Source organism: Streptomyces synnematoformans, assembly GCF_039531005.1.
In the GTDB taxonomy this organism is placed as follows: domain Bacteria; phylum Actinomycetota; class Actinomycetes; order Streptomycetales; family Streptomycetaceae; genus Streptomyces; species Streptomyces synnematoformans.
In genome coordinates this window covers 63,972-76,155 of record NZ_BAAAPF010000006.1, presented here as the reverse complement: position 1 = coordinate 76,155, position 12,184 = coordinate 63,972, and the positions used below count along the sequence as shown (strand labels likewise).

Annotated in this window: 5 protein-coding genes; all 5 read left to right on the top strand. The window is 66.3% G+C overall.

The window, feature by feature from the left end; genetic code table 11:
- A partial coding sequence (locus ABD317_RS03170) for a LamG domain-containing protein (protein WP_344287588.1) occupies positions 1-2,356 on the top strand: 2,356 nt, incomplete at its 5' end.
- Positions 2,357-2,445: 89 nt separating this feature from the next.
- A complete protein-coding gene (locus ABD317_RS03165) occupies positions 2,446-9,258 on the top strand; it encodes a polymorphic toxin-type HINT domain-containing protein (RefSeq protein ID WP_344287586.1) in 6,813 nt (2,270 codons plus the stop codon).
- A 5-nt stretch (positions 9,259-9,263) separates the two neighbouring features.
- A complete protein-coding gene (locus ABD317_RS03160) occupies positions 9,264-9,677 on the top strand; it encodes a hypothetical protein (protein WP_344287584.1) in 414 nt (137 codons plus the stop codon).
- A 1,217-nt stretch (positions 9,678-10,894) separates the two neighbouring features.
- Positions 10,895-11,200 carry a hypothetical protein gene (locus ABD317_RS03155; RefSeq protein WP_344287582.1) on the top strand — a complete coding sequence of 102 codons (306 nt, stop codon included), beginning with the start codon at positions 10,895-10,897 and terminating at the stop codon, positions 11,198-11,200.
- Positions 11,104-12,054: a glycoside hydrolase family 5 protein gene (locus ABD317_RS03150; RefSeq protein ID WP_344287592.1), complete on the top strand. Its 951-nt coding sequence runs from the start codon at positions 11,104-11,106 to the stop codon at positions 12,052-12,054. The genes ABD317_RS03155 and ABD317_RS03150 overlap by 97 nt, the downstream gene beginning before the upstream one ends.
- Positions 12,055-12,184: the final 130 nt, after the last annotated feature.

Here is a 12,184-nt window from a genome sequence, read left to right as displayed (position 1 = left end):
GGACGATCCGTGGTTCGACGGGGTCGGGCGGTACGGGACGTTCACGCTGGATGCGCCGGATGCGGATGTGGACCGCTACCGCTACGGCATCAACGGTGACCCCGTCCCCGCCCATCAGGTCTCCACCTCCGGCGGCGCGGCCAGGCAGGTGCAAATCCTGCCGACCCGGCCCGGGCTGAACTTCGTCACCGCCGAGTCCTTCGATGCCGCCGGGAACAACAGCAGCGAGGTCCGTACCTACATGTTCCGGGTCAAGGCCGGGCAGCCGGAGCGGGCGACCTGGCAGCTGGACGAGCCCGCCGGCGCCGCCCAGGCGGCCGGTTCCACCCCGCCGCGGTCGTTGGACCTGCGCGGCGGGGCCGCCACGGGGGCGGCGGGGGTACGCGGCAACGCCCTGGCCCTGGACGGTGTGGACGGTCATGTGGCCACCGGTATCCCGGTGGTGGAGACCACCGGGGCGCATGCGGTCTCGGCGTGGGTGAAGCTCGACGAGGTACCTCAGGGCAACGCGATGGTCGCCTCCCACCCGGGCAACTCGCGCTCCAGCTTCGCGCTCTTCTACCACGCCGGGCTGCAGCGGTGGGTGTTCAACCACCACGCCGCCGACGCCCCCGGCAACGTCACCCGGGCGATGGCCGATACCCCCGGCGGCGTCACCGTAGGCGAGTGGACGCACCTGGTGGGCTCCTATGACGGGCATAACCAGCGCATCGAGCTGTTCGTCAACGGCCAGCTCGCCGGCCAGGCCGACGTCACCGGCCTGTGGGACGCCAGGCGCGGGCTGATGCTCGGGGCCACCACCAACGACGGCAGCCCGGCACACTTCCTGCCCGGCGCTCTGGATGAGGTCCAGCTCTTCGACCGGCGGCTGAACCCGGAGGACGTCGCCAAGCTGTATCAGCACCAGATGGTCGGCGACGACCCCAGCCGCCCCGCGGTGGCCGTCTTCGACCTCGACGAACCGGCCGGCGCCACCCGGGTGTCCGGGCAGGCGGAGGTGGTCCCCGCGACGTACCAAGGCGGGGTGACCACCGGGACTCCAGGGGTGGCCGGCAAGGCCGCGGCGTTCAACGGCGCCGACGGCTACGCGCAGATCGGACACAACCGGGGCACCCCGTTCGACAGCCGCCGCAGCTACGCGCTGGCCGCCTGGGCGAAGATCACCCCGGGTTCGCATCAGGGCCGCAAGGCCGTCGTCTCGCTGCTGGACAACCAGCGGCCGGTGGTCAGCCTGTTCTACGCGGCCGACAAGGACCGCTGGGCCGTCGGCGGCTTCGACGCCGACACCACCGACGCGCAGCTGATCTATGCCGGCCAGCCCGAGGGCGCCGCCCACCAGGACACCTGGGCCCACATCGTCGGCGTCCACGACGCCGTCACCCAGACGATCACCCTGTACGTCAACGGCAACCGCATCGCCACAGCAGACTGGACCAACGCCCGCTTCGCCGACCGGCCCCTGCTCATCGCCGCCAGCGAACTGTCCGGCACCACCGGCGAGTACTTCCCCGGCACCATCGACGACATCCGCGTCTTCGACCGCCCGATCTCCACCCCCGAAGTCCAGCAACTCTACAAACAACGCCCCCTGGTCAAAGCCCGCTGGAAATTCGAGGAGGCCACCGGCACCGATCCGGTGACCAGCCCGGACGACTCCGGACAAGCCGACAGCGTCACCCTCGAAGGCGGGGCACGCCTGGGCACCGGCTGGATCGACTTCTCCGGCCTCGAACTCGACGGCGTCGACGACCACGCCGCCGCAAGCGTTCCAGTGGACACCTCCGGCAGCTTCACCCTCACCGGCTGGGCCCAGGCCGCTGCCATGCCCGGTGGCGCGGTGACCGTAGCCAGCGCCGAAGGCGACGCTGCGAACGCTTTCTCCGTACGGTATCTGCCGGACACAGGGACTCCGGATGCGCCGGGGAGTTGGCAGATCGCCTTGCCTTCATCCGATGCTGCGGATGCGTCCGTGGTGCGGGTGAACAGCGCGGGCTTTTACGACGTGCGGCAGTGGAACCACCTGGCACTGGTCTACGACGGTCTTGCCAAGGAGCTGAAGCTGTACGTGAACGGCGTGCTGGAGGAGACCGCGTGCGCCGACGACGACGGTGACGGTGAGCCCGATCAGGCCGGGTGTGAGGACCTGGTGCCGTGGGCGGAAGATGCGCTGTCCTTCAGGGCCACTGGCGAACTGCAGATCGGCCGGGCCGGAACCTCGGCCGGGGGCTTCGGCGAGTACTTCCCCGGCGTCGTCGACGACGTCTGGGCATTCCAGGGGCCGCTGAGCGATGACCAGGTCGCCTGGCTGGCCGCCAACTGGTTCGACGTACCCACCCAGGTGCCACCCGGCGGCTGACGTACCGCCGCATTCCGCCAGTACTCGATCTTTCCTTTCTGGCGCCCGCTGCTCTTGGACGGCGGGCGCCGCGCCCGGGAGGGGCAAGCATGATCAGAGCGCGTGTGCAGATGGGCGCCGGGATCCGTCGGAAGGTGGCTCTCGGGGCGGCGGTGGTGATGAGCGCCACTCTCCTGCAGGCGGCAGCCCTGCCGGCGGCCACCGCCGACGGTGCGGGACAGCCCCAGGCACCTTCCTCCGGCGAGCCGGTTCCCGGTGCTGCGGGCAAGGTCAAGCCCCGCCCGCAGAACAAGGGACCTCGCACACCGAAGCGGGCTCCTGAGGCGGCATGGCCCGCGCCCGGCAGCACGGTCGTGGAAGTACCGGCCTTGGGCGCCCGTAAGGCGGCTTCGGCCGATGGTCTGCCCCTCCGGCTGACCGCGACCGAGGCCCGTACCGACGACAGCGTCAAGCAGATTGCGACGGGCCGGGCCGAGATCACCGCCTTCAGCCGCACGACCGCGGAGAAGGCCGGCGTCACCGGACCCGTGTTCGGCATCACCGGCATGGACGGTACGCAGGGCCGCGCCAACGTCGAGCTGGATTACGGTAGCTTCGCGGAGGCATTCGGCGGCAACTACGCCTCGCGGCTGACGCTGGTGCAACTGCCCTCCTGTGCGCTGACCACCCCTGCCAGAGCGGCCTGCCAATCGACCACCCGCATCGACACGACCAACGACACCGAGAACCAGACCCTGATCGGCAACGCGGTTGCGGTCCGCGCCGACGAGCCGACCGTCGTGGCCGCCACCACCACGGCAGAAGGTGACCAAGGCGATTACAAGGCCACCAAGCTGTCTCCCTCCGCCACCTGGGAAACCAACCTGAACACCGGCGATTTCACCTGGGACTACGACCTCCCGGTCCCGCACGTGCCCGGCGAGCTGACTCCGAAGGTCGGGCTGTCGTACTCGTCCGGTGGCGTCGACGGTCGCACCGGAGGCACCAACAACCAGGCCTCGTGGGTGGGTGACGGTTTCGATCTGTGGCCCGGGTTCATCGAGCGCCGCTACAAGCCGTGTGCCGATGACGGTCAGACCAAGAGCGACGGTAGCAAGCCTGGCGACCTGTGCTGGGGGTACGACAACGCGTTCATTTCCTTCAACGGCCAGGCCGGTGAACTCGTCCCGGCCGGCGCTGACGAGTGGAAGCTGAAGAGGGATGACGGCACCCGCATCAGGCGCCTGGCCTCGGCCGCCCGCGGCAACGGCGACAACAACGGCGAGTACTGGCGGCTGACCGACCCAAACGGCATTCGCTACTACTTCGGTTATCACCGGCTTCCCGGCTGGTCCTCGGAGGACGAGACCACCGGCTCGGCATGGAGCGTACCGGTGTTCGGCGACGACACCGGTGAGCCCTGCCACGACGCCGCCGGGTTCGGCGCCTCGTGGTGCCAGCAGACCTGGCGCTGGAACCTCGACTACGTCGTCGACCCGCACGGCAATGCCATCGCCTACTACTACGACCAGGAGAAGAACTCCTACAGCCGCAACCTCAAAGCAACCAACAACACCCGTTACACCCGCGGCGGCACCCTGGACCGCATCGAGTACGGGCTGAAGCATTCCTCGGTGTACGGCACGAAGCCGTTGGCAAAGGTGAACTTCACCAACAGCCAGCGGTGCCTGCCCAACGCACAGACCGACTGCGCGGACATAGGCGCGGACTCTTTCTACTGGTACGACACTCCCTGGGACCTGAACTGCAGCGAAACCGCCGACTGCGACCGGGGCAGGTACTCGCCGTCATTCTGGACCCGCAAGAGGCTGACCTCGATCAGTACGCACGCGCTGAAGAGCGACGGCAGCTACGGCAAGGTGGACTCCTTCCGCCTCGCCCACCGCTGGGGGCAGGCCGACACCGACTACCAGCTGCTGCTGGATTCGGTCCAGCGCACCGGCCACACCGCCGACCCGGCGATCACCCTGCCGAAGACCACCTTCGTCTACACCCAGCTGGCCAACCGGCTGGACAAGACGGGCGACGGCTACGCGCCGTTCATCAAGGCCCGGCTGTCGTCGGTCGCGGACGAGTACGGCGGCCAGATCGGCGCGAACTACTCCGCAGCGGCCTGCAGCTGGGACAACCTGCCCACCCCGCAGTCGAACACCAGCCGCTGCTTTCCGCAGTACATCGGCGGCAGCGACACCGCCGACCCGGAGCGGCAGTGGTTCAACAAGTACGTCACCACGTCGGTGACCGCCAGCGACCGCACCGGCGGCGCCGCCGACTCCGTCACCCGCTACGAGTACCTGGGCGGGGCGGCCTGGCACTACGACGATGATGACGGGTTGACGAAGGAGAAGTTCAAGACCTGGTCGCAGTGGCGGGGCTACGGCCGGGTGCGGGTCAAGACCGGTGGGCTGCTCGGCGAGGAGGCCATGGTGTCGCAGTCCGACACCTACTTCCTGCGCGGCATGCACGGAGACCGCGAGAGTCCCACCGGCGGCACCAAGAACGTGTCCGTCAGCCTCGGCAGCGGGGAGGGCGACCCGATCACCGACCACGAGTCGGCCGCCGGCTTCGCGTACAAGACGGTCGACTTCACCGGCCCCGGCGGCAGGGTGCTGAACAAGACCGTCAACCGGCCCTGGCACCACCAGACGGCGAAGAAGGAACGCTCCTGGGGCACGGTCACCGCCAACTTCACCGGCACCGCGCAGCGCAGGACCTTCACCTCCCTGGACCAAGGTGCCGGCGCCGACTGGCGTACCACCCAGGTCAGCAACACCTACGACACCAGCGCCGGGCGCCTCACGCACGTCGATGACTTCGCAGACACCTCCACCGCGGCCGACAACCGCTGCACCCGCACCACCTACGCCACCAACGAGGACAAGAACATCCTCACCCTGCCCGCCCGGGTCGAGACAGTCGCCAAGCGCTGCGACGGGACGGTGGACCGCACCAAGGACGTGATCTCCGACACGCGCACCGCCTACGACGGGGCGCCGATCGACGCCACCCCGACCGCGCCCACGAGGGGCGACGCCACTGCGACCGCCGTGCTGAAGTCCCGCACCGCCTCCGAGGCGGTGTACCTGGAATCCGGCACGACCTTCGACTCCTACGGCCGGGAGACCAGCACCACCGAACTGACCGCCAACTTGGTGTTCGGCGCCGGCGGCGACCTCGCCTCACGCACGAAGCGGGACGACAGCCGCACCGGCACGACCCGGTACACACCGGCCAGCGGCTTCCCCACCCAGGTCATAACGACCAGCCCGCCGGCCAAGGCCGAAGACGCCACCACCGCGCAGACCACGACCACGGACGTGAGCGCGTTGCGCAGCCTGCCGGTCAGGGAAACCGACACCAACGGCAAGGCCACCGCGTTCGCCTACGACGCGCTCGGCCGGTCCACCAAAGTCTGGCTGCCCGACCGCAAGACCGGCCAACTGCCCACGCACCAGTTCGCCTACCAGGTCACCGACGGCAAACCCGTCGCTGTGTCCACCAAAACACTCACCGAGGGCGGCGGCGGGCAGCTCACCTCGTACATGCTCTACGACGGATTCCTGCGCGAACGCCAGACCCAAACCCCCGGCCCCGACGGCGGCCGCCTGATTAACGACGTCTTCTACGACGAGCGCGGACTTCAGACCAAGACCTACGCCCCGTACTACACCGACGGCGCCCCGGCCACGACCCTGTTCGAGCCTGACGACGCGCTGTCCGTGGAGACCCAGACCTGGCGGGACTACGACGGCCTCGGCCGTGTCATCCAGGAGAAGCAGGTCGCCGGAAGCGGCGACGGCCACCAGGTCGTCGCCACCACGACCACCAGCTACCGCGGCGACCGCACCACCGTCATCCCACCGCAAGGCGGCACCGCCACCACCACGCTGACCGACGCCCGCGGCCAGACCACCGAACTGCGCCAGCACCACGCCCGTGCACCCGAAGCCGCCTACGACACCACCCAGTACGCCTACACCCCCCGAGGGGAACTGGCCACGTTCACCGACCCTGCAGGCAACGAATGGTCCTACCGCTACGACCAACTCGGCCGGCAGATCACGGCGAACGACCCCGACAAGGGCACCACCACCTCCACCTACGACGACCGCGGCCAGCTCACCACGACCACAGACGCCCGCGGAGTGAAGCTCGCCCACGTCTACGACAACCTGGGCCGCAAGACCGAACTGCGCAACGACTCGCCGACCGGCACCCTCCGCGCCCAGTGGGTCTACGACACCATCCCCGGCGCCAAGGGGCAGCTCGCCAGATCCACCCGCTACGAAGACGGCGCGGCATACACCTCCACAGTCACCGCCTACGACCAGCTCTACCGGCCGATCAGAACAGCCGTCACCATCCCCGCCAAGGAAGGAGCCCTGGCCGGCACCTACCAGGCGGGCACCGCCTACAAGCCCAACGGCCTCGTCGCCGGGGAAACATACTCTGCGGCCGGGTCACTGCCCGGCGGCGGCATCACCTTCGCCTACGACGACATCCTGCGGCCCACCAAGGCATTCGGCACCTGGGGCACCTCGTCCATCACCTCCTACCGCAACACCGGCCAGCCGCTGCAGTACGAACTCACAGCGGCGGGAGGAACGCGGCACACCAAGATCACCTACACGTACGAGCGGGGCACCCAGCGCCTGGCCACGAGTCGGGTGGATCGGCAAGATGTTCCGGGGGTGGACCGGCACGCCACGTACTCCTACGACGAGATCGGCAACATCACCTCGGTCTCGGATGTGAACCGCACCGGTACGGACAACCAGTGCTTCACCTACGACTACCTGGGCCGGCTCACCGAGGCCTGGACCGAGGCCGACCAGACCTGCCAGAGTGCCCCGTCGCCTGCCGCGGTGGGGGGCCCGGCGGCGTACTGGCAGTCCTTCACCTACGACAAGGCCGGCAACCGCACCACCCACACCGACCACAACCCGGCCGGCGACACGACCCAGGACGTCACGCACACCTACAGCTACCCCTCGCCCGGCCAGCCGCAGCCACACACCCTCACGGACGTGACCAGCACCGGCCCGGCTGGCACCAGCACCGACAGCTACACCTACGACGAGACCGGCAACACGACAACCCGAACCCTGTCCGGCGACACCCAGACCCTGACCTGGGACGCGGAGGGCCACCTGGCCTCGGTCACCGAACCCGACGGCACCGGCGGCACGCAGAGCACCGCGTACCTCTACGACGCCGATGGCAACCGTCTCATCGGCCGCACCCCGACCGAGACCACCCTCTACCTCGGCCACACCGAGATCACCCTCGCCAAGGGCGCCACCACCACGCAAGCCACCCGCTACTACGACCTCGGCGACGGCCACCAAGCCGTCCAGGAAGACGACGGCAGTGTCTGGTTCACCGTCGCCGACCACCACGGCACCGGCCAACTCGCCATCAACGCGGACACCCTCGACCTCCAGCGGCGCCGGGAACTGCCGTTCGGCACCCCGCGCGGCGAAGAGCCGGCCGACTGGCCCGGAAGCAAAGGATTCGTCGGCGGCACCACCGACACCACCACCGGCCTGACCCACCTCGGCGCACGCGAATACGACCCCACAACCGGCAGGTTCATCTCCGTCGACCCCCTGATGGACCTCACCGACCCCCAGCAGTGGCACGGCTACGCCTACGCCAACAACAACCCGGTCACCCACGCCGACCCCACCGGCCTGTTCTGGGACGGCGTCATCGACTTCATCCAGGAGACGGTGGAACGCGTCGTCGCCCACCAGAACTCCGGCCGAAGCACCTCCAGCGGCGGAGGCGGAAGCCGAAGCGGAGGCAGCACCTCAGCAACCCAGGCAACCTTCACCACCGCCCCGGCAAGCTCGTGTGTAGGCGTCGCCTGCATACCTGAAGCACTACCCGATTTCGGCCACTTCTTGCCTGAGTCAAGTGAGTGGTCTGACATCTTCATGCCGGAATGGGAATCCATCAAGCAATGCTTTGACGATCCCGGGTTCACTCTGGACTGCGGCGCTACCGGCCTGGAAACTCCATGGACCAAGAGTTTCAAAACCGTGGTCAAGTTCGGCAGGAAGACAGCCGACAAGATCCGGGACGGTAAGAAGGCAGGGAAAGCCGACGAGGCGGACCCCAAAGCAGGCTCCAAGTCTCCTTCATGTGAAAGCAACAGCTTCACCGCCGGCACACCGGTACTCATGGCCGACGGCACCACCAAACCCATCGAAGACGTGAAGGTCGGCGACAAGGTACTTGCTACCGACCCCGAAACCGGCGAAACCAGCGCCGAAACCGTCACAGCCGAGATCACCGGCACCGGAACCAAGAAGCTGGTCGAGATCACCATCGACCTCGACGGCAAGCACGGAAAGAAGACCGCCACCGTCACCGCCACCGACGGCCACCCCTTCTGGGTCCCCGAACTCGACGAGTGGATCGACGCCACCGACCTCAAGACCGGCCAGTGGCTCCAGACCAGCGCCGGCACCCACATCCAGATCACAGCCATCAAACGCTGGACCACGCAGACCACCGTCTACAACCTGGCCGTCAGCGACAAGCACACCTACTATGTGCTGGCGGGGCCCATTCCGGTCCTTGTTCACAACTGCCCGAAGCCGGTCAATCTTCCCGGGTGGCGAAAGGTTGACATCGATATGGATCATATCCTTGACCGGCATACCGCAGGCGGTAAGACTTACAAGCAAAGTGGAGTCAAGACGAAGTTTCCGGACGACATGTCTGCAGGAAAGATTGAGTCCACGATACGTCATGCATATAAGTCGTCATCGGTTGCAAGACGTTCGCAGGGGGACAGAGTCTTTCTGCGTGGGTCAGCGAATGGGCTAGAAGTTGAGATGTGGGTGAACAAAGAGACACGCATGATTGAGACTGCCTACCCGGTCTGGAGGTGAGGTTGATGGATTTCCAACTGTTCTGTGATCTGGAGTCGCTCGATCTTGCCAGATCGGGCTCTATTTGGGGTAACGTCTGGATCGATATTTCCGGATGCCCCTTTCCGGAATCGAACTGGAACGACATGCCAGTCGCATTCCTTATGGAATTTCTCGACTCGGTTTCCTTCGTCCGTCAGGCGGAAGGGAGGCGCAGGAGGGTGAGGTTCTTTGATGGTCCTTTCTGGGTCGATCTGGTTGGTCAGGGAGATGGTGTCGTGAAAATTTCGGCGAATGCTCACGGTGCAGAAAGACGAACGACGGTAAGCGCTCACGAGATTGCTGAAGCATTGGAGGCGGTTCGGATCGATTTGGTTCGCGTGTGCCTGGAGCGCGGATGGGGTGAGCAGATGGACGTTCGCCGATTGCAAGCCCAGTAGCAGATATTCGGCGGGTTCCTGAAGGCTCCGGATCTGCATATCTGAAGCCCTGTCAGGTGCGTCCTGGCGGGGCTTCTGCCCGGAGTGACGGCAGTGCCAGTGGTGGCCGTGGCTTCTCCTCGTACTCGGCACCTCTGTGGCACGAACCGTAGCCTATGATGCGGGCGTCACAGCGCTACATAGAAGGCTCATCTTGCCGAGACCGCGGATCCAGTCAGCATAAGGGGGGCGTTGCCGGCGGCTGGATCTTGGCTGGATCCAGCGCGGCTCTCTCGCGTTTTCGCAGGTCACAAATTGTGTAGCCGACGTTCCGCTTCAATGTATAGGCCACGCAGTAGCGTGCTTCCGGCGAATTAGCAAACCACCAGGTCAGCCGGGTGCGCCCGGTATCCGGGCCGCCCCCGTGCGCGTACTGTGGCTGGATTTTGGCTGGAGAGCGCCGAACGGCAGGTCAGCGCAGGGGGGTACGTGAGGACGGCGTGTACGCCCGCGTCGGCCGAGTAACCGGGGGAGCGCGGCCCTCAGGGATCCGGCGTGTGTGAAACGGCCCCGTCGTCGCCCGCGCGGGCCGCGGGGCGGGGCCGCCCGGCCATCCCGTTCCCCTCGAATCCTCGGCAGGGCAGGGGACCCAGAACATGGGAACAGGCGGGGAACAGCGGGGGTTAGTTGAAGCATGGAAGCCCCATGATCTACAGGGGCCGTGTTCGCCTGCTTCCAGGGGGCACCACCAGCGCCAACCGGCTCAGGATCGAACGAGCCAGGCAAACGCCGGTGCCCTGCCTGGCACCCCGGCACCATCGGTACTGACCCTGGAACGCGGGGCAGGAAAAAAGGGGGCGGGTGTGGCATCAGATCAGCGCAACCCTTCCGCCTGCCTCTGGCGGGACCTTGTTCTCTGACGTGGGTGTTGTCATGACACTGCGGCATGACCCTATCTTCTTCGTTTGGAAGAAACTGACCCAGATCGTCAAATACTGCATCGAAGCGCTTCGATTGTCATTCGACGAGCATGGGCCGCGCACCGTCAGCCATCGACCGGGGCAGCGCTAACAACTGGTACACCAACGACGGGAGTAGTCGGTTCCGCAGCATGGACCGACATGCGGGTGCCGCGCCAGGGAGTCCGCGGCGCCGGGCTGCCCATGGCCGCCGCTGCTCGGTGTCAGGTGCTTGCCCGTGCTTTTTGGCGCCTCAATACCGGAGGAGAGGAAACGTCAATGACTGCAACAGCGATGAAGATCAGGGCCCTCCTCGTAGCCGCCGCCCTGGCAGTGGCTGCATCCGTGGGCGGCGGCTCGGCGAACCAGGCGTCTGCCGACACAGCGCCTCAGTTAGACGCTTCGCAGATAGTCGCCGACATGGGCGCGGGATGGAATCTGGGTAACCAACTCGAAGCCACCATCAACGGGTACCCCAGCGAAACAGCCTGGGGCAATCCGACGTTCACGCAAGCTCTTATCGACAAGGTGCAGGAGGCCGGGTTCAAACCACCCGGATCCCGGTCTCGTACCTGCGCCACATAGGGCCTGGCCCGGACTACACGATCAACTCGTCCTGGCTGAACAGAGTCCAGGAAGTCGTCGACTACGCCTACCAGCGAGGCATGTATGTGGTGATGAACATGCACGGCGACGGCTACAAGACCATCGACGGGTCCTGGCTGATCTGTGACTCGTCCGCGCAGACGGAAATCAAGGACAAGTACCAGAAGGTCTGGCAGCAGATCGCGTCGAAGTTCCAGGGCTACGACCAGCGCCTGATCCTGGAGTCCATGAACGAAGAGTTCGACGGCCAGTACGGCCAGCCGACTCAGCCGTGCTACTCGAACATAAAAGACTACAATCAGATCTTCGTGGACACGGTTCGGCAGACCGGCGGCAACAACACCTCACGATGGCTGCTCGTCCCCGGCTGGAACACAAACATCGACTATACAGCAGGCGACTACGGCTTCGTCCTCCCGACCGACGAGCACCGATCCTTCCCCATTCCCAGCGATGAGCAGAGGATCATGATCTCCGTGCACTACTACGATCCTTGGGACTTCACCGGAGAGGAAAGCGGAACCATCACGCAGTGGGGCCCGGCCGCAACCGACCCGTCGAAGGCGTCCACCTGGGAGCAGGAGGACCATCTGGACGCGCAGTTGAAGAAGATGCACGACGGATTCGTCACGAAAGGATATCCGGTAGTCGTCGGTGAATATGGGGCGATCGACAAGTCGTCGTTCGACTCGGCGAACAGCGAATACCGTGCCGACTTTGCGCACACCATGGCGGCCACAGCGAAGAAGTACGGAGAAGCCAGCATCTACTGGGACAACGGTGTAAACCGACAGTACGGGTTCGGTCTCTTCGACCGGCGCTCTCCACCGTGACCCAGCAGGACATCCTCGACGCCATCACGAGCGGCGTTGGTGCCGGTTGACAACAACCCCCTGACCAGGCTCCGGCGTTTGCCTCGCTCATCCGATCTTGAGCTGGCTGGTGCTGGTAGTGCCCCCCTGG

Coding starts and splice junctions, on each gene's coding strand:
- ABD317_RS03165 (WP_344287586.1), top strand. CDS start 2,446: ATGATCAGAGCGCGTGTGCAGATGGGCGCCGGGATCCGTCGGAAGGTG.
- ABD317_RS03160 (WP_344287584.1), top strand. CDS start 9,264: ATGGATTTCCAACTGTTCTGTGATCTGGAGTCGCTCGATCTTGCCAGA.
- ABD317_RS03155 (WP_344287582.1), top strand. CDS start 10,895: ATGACTGCAACAGCGATGAAGATCAGGGCCCTCCTCGTAGCCGCCGCC.